The sequence below is a fragment of the Methylobacterium oryzae genome, from assembly GCF_021398735.1.
In the GTDB taxonomy this organism is placed as follows: Bacteria; Pseudomonadota; Alphaproteobacteria; order Rhizobiales; family Beijerinckiaceae; genus Methylobacterium.
The window spans coordinates 1,742,323-1,755,562 of record NZ_CP090349.1 but is presented as its reverse complement, the minus strand read 5'-3'; the positions used below and the strand labels follow the sequence as shown (position 1 = coordinate 1,755,562).

The 13,240-nt window shown below is 70.5% G+C and carries 10 protein-coding genes; 6 read left to right on the top strand and 4 right to left on the bottom strand.

The window, feature by feature from the left end; translation table 11 throughout:
- Nucleotides 1-24 precede the first annotated feature (24 nt).
- The 3 genes from LXM90_RS08425 to LXM90_RS08410 all read left to right on the top strand — a co-directional run bounded on the left by LXM90_RS08425 (nucleotide 25) and on the right by LXM90_RS08410 (nucleotide 5,722).
- Nucleotides 25-1,458: a hypothetical protein gene (locus LXM90_RS08425; protein ID WP_234082372.1), complete on the top strand. Its 1,434-nt coding sequence runs from the start codon at nucleotides 25-27 to the stop codon at nucleotides 1,456-1,458.
- A 276-nt stretch (nucleotides 1,459-1,734) separates the two neighbouring features.
- Complete coding sequence (locus LXM90_RS08420; protein ID WP_042672956.1) at nucleotides 1,735-2,952, top strand: flagellin; 1,218 nt, start codon at nucleotides 1,735-1,737, stop codon at nucleotides 2,950-2,952.
- 328 nt (nucleotides 2,953-3,280) lie between these two features.
- Nucleotides 3,281-5,722 (top strand): PAS domain S-box protein, encoded by a 2,442-nt coding sequence (locus LXM90_RS08410; RefSeq protein WP_042672954.1) that lies wholly within the window; start codon nucleotides 3,281-3,283, stop codon nucleotides 5,720-5,722.
- A gap of 335 nt (nucleotides 5,723-6,057) precedes the next feature.
- Here the strand turns inward: LXM90_RS08410 and LXM90_RS08405 are convergent, their stop codons facing one another.
- The 4 genes from LXM90_RS08405 to LXM90_RS08390 all read right to left on the bottom strand — a co-directional run bounded on the left by LXM90_RS08405 (nucleotide 6,058) and on the right by LXM90_RS08390 (nucleotide 8,464).
- Nucleotides 6,058-6,504, bottom strand: coding sequence for a lysozyme inhibitor LprI family protein (locus tag LXM90_RS08405; RefSeq protein WP_234082369.1), 447 nt, complete (start codon nucleotides 6,502-6,504; stop codon nucleotides 6,058-6,060).
- Nucleotides 6,505-6,605: 101 nt separating this feature from the next.
- Entirely contained in the window at nucleotides 6,606-6,926 is a 321-nt protein-coding gene (locus LXM90_RS08400) for a YbjQ family protein (protein ID WP_020094546.1), read from the bottom strand.
- A 42-nt stretch (nucleotides 6,927-6,968) separates the two neighbouring features.
- On the bottom strand, nucleotides 6,969-7,373 hold the full coding sequence (locus LXM90_RS08395; protein WP_234082366.1) for a lysozyme inhibitor LprI family protein: 405 nt from the start codon (nucleotides 7,371-7,373) through the stop codon (nucleotides 6,969-6,971).
- Nucleotides 7,374-7,423: 50 nt separating this feature from the next.
- A complete protein-coding gene (locus LXM90_RS08390) occupies nucleotides 7,424-8,464 on the bottom strand; it encodes a hypothetical protein (protein WP_307188526.1) in 1,041 nt (346 codons plus the stop codon).
- 779 nt (nucleotides 8,465-9,243) lie between these two features.
- Between LXM90_RS08390 and LXM90_RS08385 the strand changes: the two genes are divergently transcribed.
- The 3 genes from LXM90_RS08385 (at nucleotide 9,244) to LXM90_RS08375 (ending at nucleotide 13,205) form a co-directional block, all read left to right on the top strand.
- Nucleotides 9,244-9,501, top strand: a complete 258-nt coding sequence (locus LXM90_RS08385) for a hypothetical protein (protein WP_020094549.1) — start codon at nucleotides 9,244-9,246, stop codon at nucleotides 9,499-9,501.
- A 279-nt stretch (nucleotides 9,502-9,780) separates the two neighbouring features.
- Complete coding sequence (locus LXM90_RS08380) at nucleotides 9,781-11,874, top strand: caspase family protein (protein WP_042672952.1); 2,094 nt, start codon at nucleotides 9,781-9,783, stop codon at nucleotides 11,872-11,874.
- Nucleotides 11,871-13,205 carry a hypothetical protein gene (locus LXM90_RS08375; RefSeq protein WP_103985765.1) on the top strand — a complete coding sequence of 445 codons (1,335 nt, stop codon included), beginning with the start codon at nucleotides 11,871-11,873 and terminating at the stop codon, nucleotides 13,203-13,205. The genes LXM90_RS08380 and LXM90_RS08375 overlap by 4 nt, the downstream gene beginning before the upstream one ends.
- Nucleotides 13,206-13,240 lie beyond the last annotated feature (35 nt).

Sequence of the window (13,240 nt, the reverse complement as noted above, 5' to 3'; positions counted from 1 at the left end):
AGCGGACCGGTGGGAGCGATGGGAATGAGGATGCTGCCGGTTCTCGTTGCGCGGAAGGGCGCTCTCGTCGGGATGCTCCTGGCAGTGCTCGCCGTCCCGGTCGCGGGCGAGGCCGGCTGGAAGGGGCCGGAGGCGCAACCGCTGTTCGTCAACGAGTCCAATCCAGCCGGCTACAACTACGCGCCGAGCGTCATCACCGAGAACGGGACCACCGACATCTGGTGGTGCGGTCAGGGCAAGACGGACGTCATCTTCCATCGCTCCTACACGCCGCAGACCGGCTTCTCGCCGGCGCGGATCGTGTTCCAGCCGACGCCCAACTCCTGGAACCGGCAGTACGTCTGTGATCCCAGCGTGATCCGGGGCCGCTTCGTCAACCCGGCGGACGGGCAGACCTACGCCTACGCGATGTACTATTCGGGCGCCGACAACCTGCCCGGAAACAACAACCAGACCGGCCTCGCCTTCTCGAACGACAAGGTGACGTGGGTCGACTACCCGGAACCGGTCATCAAGCCGATCAACCCGGTCATCGCGCAGGGCAATTACGGCACGGGCCAGCCGGCGACCTTCTCGGACGGCCGGTCCGGCCTGTTCGTCTTCACCACGGATCTCACCGGGCCGCAGGGCGTGCCGGGCTTCGGGGACCTCTACGTCCGGCACACGGCCGACGGCGTGCATTTCGGGGCGCCGGCGCGAGTCCCCAACGCCACGACCGACGGCTCGACCATCAACCCGAACTCGGATTTCGCCTACGATCCCAAGACCGGCGAGGTCTACGTCATCACCGGGTTGCCGGGCCGCGTGTGCCAGCAGGTGGCCTGCAAGGATCCGGGGCGCAATCCCGACCGGGAAACCTACCAGATGGGGCTGTTCAGGATGCCCCTGAAGGCGGTGCTGAGCGGGGCGCCGGCGGCGTGGACACCCCTGGGCTACCTGAACTCCGACGTCACGGGCTTCTACCTGAACCACAGTCCCGGCTTCCAGCGCGACGGGGCGGGGTTCCTGACGCCGTTCCTGCCGGACATCACGGTCTTCTTCTCAGGGGGTGACCCCTATCCCGGCACGTGGCGGGTCGCCGAGGCGCGGCGGCCGAAGGGCGCCGACCGCCTTCCCCTGCGGCGCGCCTTCGGGCCCGGCGGCCACTGGGTGACGACCGGCTATATCGGGCCGGGCTACACGATCGAGCGCAGCCTCGGTACCGTGTTGACGCTCCCGGCGCCCGGGACCGCGATGCTGATGAGCTGCGCGGCAGGACAGGACCACTTCCTCAGCCGCGACCCGAGATGCGAGGGCCAGACACCGCTCGGGCAGACCGGCTACGTCTACGAGGCGCAGAGGCCGGGGAGCCATCCGATCTACCGTTGCATCGCCGGAGGCCGCGATCATTTCGTGTCGACCGTCCCGGACTGTGAGGGTCACATGTCCGAAGGGATGCTCGGCTACGCGCTGGACTGAGAATCCGTCCCGCGGCGCGAGGCGCCGGCCGGATCGCCTGATCCGCCCGCGCCGGACGGGATGGACTCCCGCCGCTTCAAGTCTCCGATGACCTCCTGGTCGGGACGCCCCTGATCGATGCCGTCCGGGACTGGCTTGCGCGCGCGGGCCGTAAATTTTCCGGTAACGCTACCGGCGCGGCGAAAATACTCGCGCGCTTAATCCGGACTTAACCCTAACCGGTATTCTTAGTCATCCCCGAGAATCGGGTTGCTCCGGTTGGAAAGATAGCGATCCATGTCCTCCATCACCCTGTCGGCCGCGACGCGCCAGAACCTGCTCTCGCTGCAGGACACCGCCCAGCTGATGGCGACCACCCAGAACCGGCTCGCGACCGGCAAGACCGTCAACTCCGCCCTCGACAACCCGACCAACTTCTTCACCTCCCAGGCCCTCGACGGACGCTCCTCGAGCCTGAACTCCCTCCTCGACGGCATCTCCAACGGCATCCAGTCGATCCAGGCCGCCAACCAGGGCATCACCTCGATCCAGAAGCTCGTGGACCAGGCCAAGTCGATCGCCAACCAGGCGCTCTCGACCCAGCTCTCCACCACCGGCACCGCCGCCAACGCCTACAGCGCCAGCACCGCCTCCTCGACCGTGCTCCTGACCATCAACGGCAGCTCGGTCTCGGCCACGGTCGCCGCCTCCTCGAGCGTCAACGCCACGGTCGCCGCCCTCAACGCCGCGGTCAGCTCGGCCTCGACCTCGTCGAGCGGCGCCTTCGGCGCCGGCGCGATCTTCTCGGTCGACAGCACCGGCACCAAGATCGTCCTGAACGCCCAGGCGGACGTGGAATTCCAGAACTCCGGCAGCCAGACGGCGCTCGGCTTCACCGCCTCGGCCACCACCGCCTCGACCTACGGCACCGCCGCCAGCACCGTGGTGTCCAGCGACCTGTCGATCTCGGGCGTGACGCAGCGCGCCTCGCTGGCCAATCAGTACAACAACCTGCTCAACCAGATCACGCAGCTCGCCAGCGACGCCAGCTACAACGGCGTCAACCTCATTGCCGGCAAGGGCAATGACATGAACATCAAGTTCAACGACACCGGCAGCTCGAACCTGAACGTCGCCTCGGTCGACGCGACCTCCAGCGGCCTGGGCCTGTCGTCGATCACCAACTCGAACAGCTCGACCAGCCAGAACGGCCTCGGCAACTTCCTGCTGAACGCCGACGTCAACAAGACCCTGGCGGTCCTGACCACGGCCGGCGCGGCCCTGAACTCCGCGGCGAGCACGCTGGGCTCGAACCTATCGGTGGTTCAGAACCGCCAGGACTTCTCCAAGCAGCTGATCAACGTGCTGCAGACGGGCTCGGCCAACCTGACCAACGCCGACCTGAACCAGGAGGCGGCGAACTCGCAGGCGCTGTCGACCCGCCAGTCGATGGGCATCTCGGCCCTGTCGCTGGCCAACTCAGCCCAGCAGGGCGTCCTCCAGCTCCTGCGGTAAGCGACACGCACCGCGTCGACCGAACGGCCGGAGTCGAACTCCGGCCGTTCTCGTTCGCGGGGTCCCGAGGTCGCATCCGGCCGGAACGCGAGAGACCGGTCCCGGCGGTACGACCGCCCGCAGCCCGCCGCTGTCCCCCGGATTCCAGTGGAGGCAGCGCCGGTCATCGCGGGTCAGGAACCGGCGGACCCGCCCCCTTTCGGCATCGCAGGATCCGAACGCCCGGTGTCCGACGCCGGCACTGTCGGGACCAGAGGTCACACCCCCTTCTCGCATCCGCGTGCCGGTTGCGGTTGGACGCGGCGGCGGCTCCGGATAAGACCGGGCCATGAGCATCGAAGATCTTCGGGGGGAGGTCGAGCGGCTGCGTCGGCGCGAGCGCGCGCTGGTTGATGAGAACGCGCGCCTGCGCGCGTCACAGGCCCCAGTCACCGCCCCGACAACCACTCTGGCCGGAGTCGGCACCGCCCGCTCCGATCTTCTGTTCACCGCCGCCGACAAGACCCGGATGGCGATGATCGTCACCGATCCGAACCTGCCCGACAACCCGATCGTCTTCGCCAACCGCGCCTTCCTGGAACTCTCCGGCTACTCGGCGGGAGAGCTGATCGGGCGCAATTGTCGCTTCCTCCAGGGGCCCGCGACGGATCCGGCCGATGTCGCCCGCATCCGCGATGCCATCGCCGCGCGGCGCGACGTGGTGGTCGAGCTGCTGAACTATCGGCGCGACGGCAGCACCTTCGTCAACGAACTCTACATCAGCCCCGTCTTCGGACCGCTCGGCGAGTTGCTGTTCTTCTTCGGCAGTCAGCTCGACCTCACCCGCTTCCGGCAGCGCGAGGCGCAGGCCGTCGAGCGGACCATCGCGCCGCGGCATGCCCGGGCGGACGACGCGGTGGGCTTCTGCATCGTCGAGCTGCGCTTCGACGGGGATGGCAGGGCCGCGGATTACCGCGTGGTGGAGACCAACGCCGCCTTCGAGGATCAGTCCGGCCTCGGCGCCGCGGCGGGACGCTGGATGAGCGCGCTCGAGCCGGACCACGCCCGACGCTGGTTCGACACCCTCGGTGAGGTAGCGCGATCCGGGCACAGCGCCCGGTTCAAGGGAGCCCTGTCGCGAACGGGGCCCATCCTCGACGTCCGCGCGATGCGGACCGGTAGCGGGACGCAGAACCGCGTCGCGATCCTTCTCGAGGATCCGGCGGCCCGGCAGGCGGACGAGGAGCGGCGGGAGGCCCGGACGCGCGACCGGAAGATCGAGCATGACCTGGTCTGGCGGACGAGCCGCGACCTTCTCGTGGTCTGCGCCCTCGACGGAACCTGCCAGGCGGTCAACCCGGCCTGGACGGAGCTGCTCGGGTGGCCGGCCGGCAGCTTGGTCGGCATCCGCATCGATACCCTGATCCATCCGGACGACGGCGAGACCGCGGCCAGCGCGTTCGAGACGCTGCGGACCGGCCACACGCTGTCGGACCTCGACGTCCGGTTCCGGACCGCCGACGGCGCGTATCGCTGGATCGCCTGGAACGCCATCGCGCGCGGGGACCGGTTCCACGCGACAGGGCGCGACGTCACGGAGCGCCGCGCCCTCGAGGAGCAGCTGCGTCAGTCGCAGAAGATGGAGGCCGTCGGGCAGCTCACCGGCGGCGTGGCGCACGACTTCAACAACCTGCTGACCGTCATCAAGTCGTCGACCGATCTGTTGAAGCGACCGGGCCTCAGCGAGGATCGGCGGGGCCGCTACGTCGACGCCATCGCCGACACGGTCGACCGCGCCGCCAGATTGACCAGCCAGTTGCTGGCCTTCGCGCGCCGGCAGGCACTCCGACCGTCGATCTTCGACGTGGTGCAGTCGGTGGCCGCCATCGCCGACATGGTCGGCACGCTGACCGGCGCGCGCATCCACGTCGCGACCGACACGGATGCCGGCACGGACGCGGACGGCCGCAGGCTGCGCTGCCACGTCGATGCCGACCCCAGCCAGTTCGACACGGCCCTCGTCAACCTCGTGGTGAACGCCCGCGATGCCATGCAGGGCGAGGGCCGCCTCGTGATCAAGGTGCGGCGCGCGGACCGGATCCCGGCGCTGCGGGCGCATCCGGCCGTGCCCGGCGATTTCGTGGCCGTGTCGGTCTCGGATACCGGCTCGGGCATCGAAGCGGACCTCCTCGAACGCATCTTCGAGCCGTTCTTCACGACGAAGGGCGTCGGCCACGGCACCGGCCTCGGCCTCAGCCAGGTGTTCGGCTTCGCCAAGCAGTCGGGCGGTGACGTCGCGGTCGACAGCGTCGTCGGCGTCGGGACCACCTTCACGCTGTTCCTGCCGCGGTCCCAGCAGGCGGAGGTCCAGGAGGGCGTGCCGGACGAGCCGGAGCCGCTCGCCGAGGGTCACGGCACGCCCGTCCTCGTGGTGGAGGACAACGAGGAGGTCGGCGCCTTCGCCCGGCAAGCCCTCGTGGAACTCGGCTACAGGGCTGTCTGGGTGAAGGACGCACAGGCGGCTATCGCCACGATCGAGGCGAACGGCCAGGAGATCGAGATCGTCTTCTCCGACGTGGTGATGCCGGGCATGAACGGTGTCGATCTGGCCCGGGAGATCAGGCGCCGTCGTCCCTACCTGCCCGTCGTCCTCACCTCCGGCTACAGCCACGTGCTGGCGTCGGAGGGCACCGCCGGCTTCGAGCTCCTGCACAAGCCCTACTCGGTGGCCGACCTCAGCCGGGCCCTGCGCAGGGCGCTCCGGGAACGGTCGGCGCTGACCTTCGGCTGACGAGGTCGCATCCGACCGGACCGACGCGCGTTACGTCCCCGACCGCCCGAAGATTCGGACAGGACACCGCACCATGTCGTCGGATACGCCGCGTCCCGGAGACGACCCGCTGCCTCCCATCGACGATCCGCTGCCGGAGCCCGCACCGCCCGACGGGGACCCGCCGGCCGAGCCGCCGGCGCCGCGTCCTCCCGGTCCCATCGAAGCGGGGTGAGATCGGGCGCCGGACGGCCGTCCGCAGGCGCACGAGGACTGCATCGGGGCCGGAGGAGCTTCCGGCGGAACCGAAGTATTCACCGGCCCGCGACGGACCCCTGGCGATGCCGCGCCGCTTCTCAATGCAGCGGGTAGCGGCTCAGCAGGTCGGCCGTCCTCTGGACGGTCTTGTCGTAGAGGCAGGCGGGCAGCGCCGCGTTCGCGCCGCTCCCGTTGGCCCACTCGCTGTCGGTCAGGTCGCCGCAATCCGCGTCCCGGAAGGCAATCCAGGCCCGCTGCGCCCGCTCGAGCCGCGTCTTCCAGAGCGCCCTGGCGTCGGGGTCCGGCGTGCGGTCGTCGTGATCGATCACCGACATCGCCTTCCTGTAGGCCGCGTTGAGCTTCGCGTCCGCCTCCTGAAGGGCGCGGGTCATGCACGCCGTCGTGCCCGGCGTGGAGGTCTCGGTCAGACACAGTTTCGCGGACGGCTGGTCGGCTCGGGCGGTCGTCGGCACGGCGAGGCAGGCGAGCAGCCCGGCAAGGACGGGGGCCGAAACCTGCAGCAGGCGTGGGCGCTTGTGATTCATGGCTCTGGGATCCGGTTCGCGCGTCGCATCGACCCGGCTGAGGGGTCCTGCGCGCGGCGGGTGACGGCGGGTCGGAGCGGAACGCGGCCCGGGCCGCGACCTCAGCGTGCCTCGACGACCACGGCGGTGCCGTAGGCGACGACGCCCATCATCGACTGGTCGGTGTCCGCGGTATCGAAACGCATCATGACGACGGCGTTGGCGCCGAGTTGCGCCGCGTTCTGCGCCATGCGGTCGATCGCCTGCGACCGCGCCTGCTCGATCAGCTGGCTGTACTCGCTGATCTCGCCGCCCATGATGCTGCGCAGTCCGGCGGTGAAATTGCCCACCGCACCGCGGCTGTGCACCACGGCGCCGAAGCAGGGGCCGCGGACCTCGCGCACGTGGTAGTTCGGAATGTTCTCGGTCGTGACGATGATCATGGCAGCTCGCTCAGGCCGGTGGTTGGGAAAGACGGGAGGCAGTCAGGGCGAGCACGACAGGTCGCCGCCCGGACACTTGATCTGGGCTGTCAGGTCCTGGATCCGCTGGCGCGTCAGCGTGATCTTGCACGCGCCCAGGAGCATCGGGGCGATGCTTCCGTTGTCGTCGGGCGTCAGCGTGTTGAAGCCGGTCCGCAGGTTGCACTCGGAATCGCGGAAGGCGATCCAGGCGCGCTCGGCGGCGACCAGATTGCGTCGGCCGTTCTCGTCGAGCTTGCTGCGCAGGGTCGTGTAGCGGCGGTTCAGCTCCGCATCGGCCCGGTCGAATTCCTGGGCCGTGCAGACGTTGGCGTCCATCTGGTTCGCGGAGGCGCCGCAATCGACCTCCGCCGCGTATCCGGCGGTCGGGATGAGGATCACGGCAGTCAGAAAGGCGTTGCGCAGCATGGCGGACTCGGTGCGGGAGAGGGCGGACGACACGGCGGCCGATGGGCAGATCACGGGTCGTCGGACGCCGACTGTGCGTCGCGGGCCCGGAAGCCGTAATAGCCGCGGTCGGCGTCGTAGAGGACGTCGAAGCCGTTCAGGACGTGCAGCCCCGTGTTGACGAAGGGCTGCGGGCGCACCGTGTTGAGGACGATGCGTTCGGGAGCGAGCGGCGCGGCTCGGTCGCCGACATCGATCGCGTAGCCGGCCGCGTCGCCGAACTGGAAGCCGAGGCGCGTTCCCGGGCGGAGCACGGCGTGATCGCCCGCATCGGCCCGGAGGCTGTCGGCGACCTGGGACGGCGGCAGCGTCAGGAACATGCCGGTGACACCGGTATCGAGGAGCCCCCGGCCGCAGGCGGCGGGCTCACGGCCGTCGACGGTGATGCAGACGGGAACGCCGAGCCAGTCGCCCGGCACGTGCGGGTGCGGGTCGAGCTTCACGAAGCGGTAGCGGCCGCGCGTGTTGGCGCGCGTCAAGCCGACATGCACGCCGCGTCGGGTCAGCACGTAGCCGCGGTGCACCGAACCGGGTCCCGGCGGCTCCGCGTTGAGGAGCGGATTGGTGTCCGGCGTGCTCTGCGTCTGGCTGTCGTCCTCACGGCCGAAACCGATCCCCATCATCGCCACGTGGGCCGGCGCCACCTCGGGCGTGCAGCTGCGAGCGCGCGCGGTGCAGTCGATCCGGTCGACGGCGAGGACCCGGATGGGCTGCGTGACCACGCTCGCTCCATCGCGGCCGACGATGGAAACCGGGACGCGCACCCAGCGTCCGACCATGATCCGGCCGGAACTCGAGTAGGTCAGCCGTCCGGGCTCGCTCGGCAGGCTCTCATTGTCGGGAATCCGAGCGGCTGAGACCACGATGCCGGTCGAACCGGTATCAACGAGCACCGGACGAGCCTCGCCGCCGAACGACAGGCCGAGGCGCGGGGACTTCGTGATGGCGTCGCCGGGTCGCGGCGCGTTGAGGAAGGGCAGGAAGATGCCGCGTCGGTCATCGCCGTAGCTCGGCCCATCGTCGGCCCGCGCCGACATCGCCGGGCCGAGCAAGGCCGCGCTCGCGATCCCGACGCCGAGGAGAGCCGAGACCGATCGGGTGTGAGGGTCCCCAGGACGGACGGTCAGGCAAGCTGAGCGCGGAGGATGCTGAAACACCTGGCACATGTCGGCCCCGGGAGATGTCGTTTCCGAGTCGACACCGCGCGCGATCCGCATCGGCGTCGAGAACAGCTCTTCAGTCCGCGCACGGTTGCGCAGGCGTGGTGGACCGGATCCGGGCGGTCGGCGGCGAGAGCCTGTCCACCCTCAGGCGGTCGGGAGCACGATCCGGTCCGCCATGCGCGCAGCCGGAGCCACCACGAGAGATTTCATGAATACCTCTCAAATGAAGAGAAGCCCTTAACAGTATTCGCCTTCCATCGCATAGGCTCTCAACGATCAGCGGACGCTGTATTGACCCCTCTCCGATCCCGGGTCAACGAGTCGTGAGAAATAGTGTTACCGGTTCAGTAAGCCAGGATGGCTTGCGGCAGATGATGAGCATTCGACGCCGTCGCGTCGCGTGTTCTGGACCGAACGCAGTGCCCGCGTCGCTCTCGATCGGAGCGCGCCGATGGTCCTGTGGGTCAAGGCTGATCGGGGTGACCCTGCCGTCGATGGCGACGGGCACCGCCGCCGTCGGGCGGTTACCGGACGACCGACGCCATCTCGGCCGCGCCTGTCGGAAAAAATTTTTCGCGTCAAACCGCGCCGGCCGCACGAAACCGCGTCTGGCCGACCCATGCCCCTGTCGAGGCGGACGATCCACCGCCCGACCAGGGAGACCCGAGATGACCAAGACCAAGATCCTCGTCCTCGCCGCCAGCCTTCTCTGCGCCGCGGGTCCCGCCCTCGCCCAGGAAGCCGCGCCGCAGCACGGGAACCAGGAGTTCCTCGGCGTCGATCTCGACAACGGCGGCGTCTACTACAACGGCCGCAACTCCGGCCGTTACTGCGTCTACCGCACGGTCGAGGTCTACAATCGCTACACCGGCTACTTCGAGGCGCGGCGCGCCCGCCGCTGCGGCCGCGGTCTCTACCTGCCGTGAGGAGCGAGACCATGCTGACCGCCCTCTCGCCGCTCCACCTCGCCGCCCTCAGCCTGATCGTCGCGTATCTCGGCTGGGGCTGAGATGCCCGCTCCCCGCGCCGGCACCTGTGCCCCCGATGTCATCCGCATCGTCGCGGAGGCCGCCTCGACCGGCCGCGCTCACACCGTGAGATTGTTTCCCGATCCTCCAGCGGATAACCCTGTCGCGCGTGCCGACCGGGCGCGCCCCGCTCCGAGGACGATGAAACCGGGCCGCGACCCGGACAGGAGGACGCGCTTGCCGAGAGCCAACCCGGTATCCGCGCTGCGGCGGTTCGCCCGCACCGCGCTCATCCTGCTCGGGATGACCTGCCTCGCCCCGCTCGCGCCGGCCAGGGCTGCCCCGGATCCGGCAGCCTTCGCCGACAATGCCGATGCCGTGGCGGTGGTGATCGGGAACCGCAGCTACAAGCAGACCGTGCCTGTCGACTACGCGCACAATGATGCCGAGGCGATCCGCGCCTACCTGATCGAGCGCCTGGGCTACCGCGAGAGCAACGTCTTCCTCCTGAAGGACGCGACCCTCAACGAGTTCAACCAGGTCTTCGGCACCGAGCGGAATCCGCAATCCGGCCGCCTCTGGCGCAGCGTGCGCGAGGGCCGCTCGAACGTCTTCGTGTACTATTCCGGCCACGGCGTCCCGGATCTCGCCACCAAGCAGCCGTTCCTGCTGCCCGAGGACGGCAACCCGAACCAGGGCGAGAGCGGGTACGCGCTGGAGACCCTGTACCGCAACCTCGAGCTCGTGAAGCGCAAGATCGGCGCCGACCACCAGCTCGTCGTGATGGTCGATGCCTGCTTCACCGGCGAGACCGGCCGCAAGGGCGAGAGCCTGCTGGCGGTGTCCGCGCCCGGCTTCGCGCCCGCCCGGCCGAAGACGGAGGGCGGCATCGTCCGGCTGGTGGCGACATCGGGCGCGACACCGGCCAACTGGGACGAGGCGAACAAGCTCGGCCTGCTGACCAGCCGGTTCCTGATGGGCGTGTCGGGCCTCGCCGACGCGCGCGAACATCAGGGCGACGGCGACGGGCTCGTGCAGTGGACGGAGCTGAAGCGCTACCTCCGCCGCGAGGTGGAGGACGCGGCCCGCCGCGCGTCGGGCCGCGAGCAGGTACCCGAGATCGACGAGGCCCCGATCGTCCTCAAGGCCTCCCTGCCGGTGGCGGCCGTCGCGAAGGGGGTCGAGGCCATCCGGGACGAGGCGGCCTGGCGGCGGGCCGAAGCGCTCGGCACCCGGGAGGGCTTCGAGGCCTATATCGGCGCCTGCGGCGAGACCTGCCTGTACCGGCCTCAGGCCATGGACAGGCTCCTGGCCGGGCGGCGCCGGGACGCGGCGGCGATCGACCAGGAGAACTGGGCCAAGTTCGGGACCCAGCGGCAATATCAGGCCTATCTCGATTCCTGCGGCGAGGTCTGCGCCTATCGCAGCCTCGCCGAGGGCTATCTCGGCGGCAAGAACCCGAGCGCCGATCCGCGCGTCAAGCGCTGCGACGAGCTCGCCGCCGGCACGGACGATCCCGACCGTCCGAGCGGGGTCGCGGGCGTGAAGCTCGGCCGGATCGAGCCCGCGGCCGCCATCGAAGCCTGCCGTGGGGCCGCGGCCGCCTATCCGGACCTGCGCCGGCTCTCCTACCAGCTCGGCCGCGCCTACGACCGGGCCGACCGCTACAAGGAGGCCTTCGCCGCCTACGACCGCGCCGCCAAGGCCGGGAGCATCTCGGCGCTGAACAACCTCGCCGCCCTCTACGAGAACGGCCAGGGCGTGAAGCGCCAGCAGGCCGAGGCGTTCCGCCTCTACCGGCAGGCGGGTGAAGGCGGGAACGTGGTGGCGCTGGCCAACGCCGCCCGGATGCTGGAGTACGGCAACGGCATCCCGAAGGACGAGGCGCAGGCGGTCGCCCTGTATCGCCGCGCCGTGGCCGGGGGCGACGTCGCGTCGATCAGCAAGCTCGTGCCGCACTACGCGACGGGCGCCTACGGCTTCCCGAAGGACCTGCGCCAGGGCTTCGACCTCTTCCGGCAGGCGGCGGACCGGGGCGACCCGGTGGCCATGGCCACGATGGCGACGCTGATCGACAACGGCTTCGGGCGGTATTTCCCCGGCGTGCGCTCGGCCGACATGGTCCTGCGCGCGCTGAAGCACGGGGAACTCGGCGCCGCCTCCGTCTCGGCGACCGACACCGCCGCCCAGAAGCTCAAGCCCGAGACGATCCGCTCGGTGCAGCGCGCGATCAAGGACGCGGATTACTACACCGGTGCCTTGGACGGGCGGTTCAATCCGGTCTTCGTCCGCGCTCTCGATCAGTACGCCCGGGCGAACGAGACCGAATGAGGCGCCTCCTCCTCGCCGCGCTGCTGCTCGCCCCGGCGGCGGCGCGCGCCGACCCTGCGACGCAGACGCTGGCACCGTTCCTCGACGCGGTGGCGGCCTGTGCCGGCCGGCCGGACCTGACGCTCGCGGTCGTCGGCGTCGAGCCCGGCCAGACGGCCCTGTCGCGCGAGCAGTCCGAGGAGGTGCGCCTCGCCGTCGAGACGCGGCTCCAGGCGACCGGCCGGGTCAGGCTGGCGGCGGCGGCCGACGTCGTGCGGATCAAGGCCCTGCGCGAGGGCACGACGGGCCTCTCGGGCGCGGAGGCCGAGGCGCAGATCCGGTCCGCCTTCGCGGGGGACGCGGCCGTGTTCCTGGTCGAGCCCCGCCGGGCCGGCGAGACCGCCTCCGTCCGGCTCCAGGCCGTGACGCAGAGCGCCGCCTGCAAGGCGACGAGCGACCCTCTGGTCGTGCCGATCCATGTCGGCGCCGGCGTCGCCGACGTCGACGCGGTCATGGACGGTGCGGTGAAGGCGTTCGCGCAGGCCGCACCGAATGCCGGCGCCGTCGAGGTCTGCCCGTTCGTGGCGGAGGGCGGCCATTCCACCTGCGCCGGCGCCCTCACGGACCGCCTCGTCATCGCCCTCGACGCGGAGGCCCGCTCGGCCAACCGGGTGCTCCGCGGCGCGCGCCTCGACGTGCGCCGCCGGCCGCCCGGCACCGCCTGCGCCGGCACCGTCACCGCGCGCGGCCGCTTCCGCACGGACCACGACCGGCAATCCTGGATGGAGGTCGAGTTCCAGCGCGACGGCGCCGTCCTGGCCCCGACGGGGCGACGCCGGATCGCGACGGAGGGGCTCGGCTGCGATCCCGTCCCGCGGCCGTTCCTGGATCACCTCGCCGCCACCGCGCGCACGGATGCCGGCCGCCTCTCGGTGGCGGCCGCCGCCACGCCGTTCGCGGCCGGTCAGCGCCTGGAGATGCGCATCGAGTCCCGCGTCGCGCAGAACCTGTACTGCTGGGTGGTCGCGGCCGACGAGACCGCCTTCGTCGCCCTGCCGGTGCGCGACAACCCGGCCTCGCAGCTGGCACTCAAGCCGGGAGACTCGCGGCGCTATCCGCGGGGCTACGGCCTCGACGAGATCGTCGCGGGGGAGCCCTTCGAGAACCTGTTCGCCTGCTTCGGCGTGCCGGGCGGCCTGCCGCCGGGGCTCGCGGCGCGGTGGCTGGCGGCGGCGCCGGGCGCCGACGGCGAGGCGCGTCTCCTGCAGCCCCCGGACGTGCTGGACCTCCTCGACCGAATCCGGGCCACGCCCGGGGTCACGGAGGCCGCCGCGCGCGTCGTGGTGCGCTGAGCCGGAGCGCGACGGGATCAGAAGCGCGTCTGGAC

Bases quoted from the DNA above. Each gene is read 5' to 3' on its own strand.
- LXM90_RS08420 (WP_042672956.1), top strand. From the start codon at position 1,735: ATGTCCTCCATCACCCTGTCGGCCGCGACGCGCCAGAACCTGCTCTCG.
- LXM90_RS08400 (WP_020094546.1), bottom strand. From the start codon at position 6,926: ATGATCATCGTCACGACCGAGAACATTCCGAACTACCACGTGCGCGAG.
- LXM90_RS08385 (WP_020094549.1), top strand. From the start codon at position 9,244: ATGACCAAGACCAAGATCCTCGTCCTCGCCGCCAGCCTTCTCTGCGCC.
- LXM90_RS08395 (WP_234082366.1), bottom strand. From the start codon at position 7,373: ATGCTGCGCAACGCCTTTCTGACTGCCGTGATCCTCATCCCGACCGCC.
- LXM90_RS08425 (WP_234082372.1), top strand. From the start codon at position 25: ATGAGGATGCTGCCGGTTCTCGTTGCGCGGAAGGGCGCTCTCGTCGGG.
- LXM90_RS08410 (WP_042672954.1), top strand. From the start codon at position 3,281: ATGAGCATCGAAGATCTTCGGGGGGAGGTCGAGCGGCTGCGTCGGCGC.
- LXM90_RS08375 (WP_103985765.1), top strand. From the start codon at position 11,871: ATGAGGCGCCTCCTCCTCGCCGCGCTGCTGCTCGCCCCGGCGGCGGCG.
- LXM90_RS08405 (WP_234082369.1), bottom strand. From the start codon at position 6,504: ATGAATCACAAGCGCCCACGCCTGCTGCAGGTTTCGGCCCCCGTCCTT.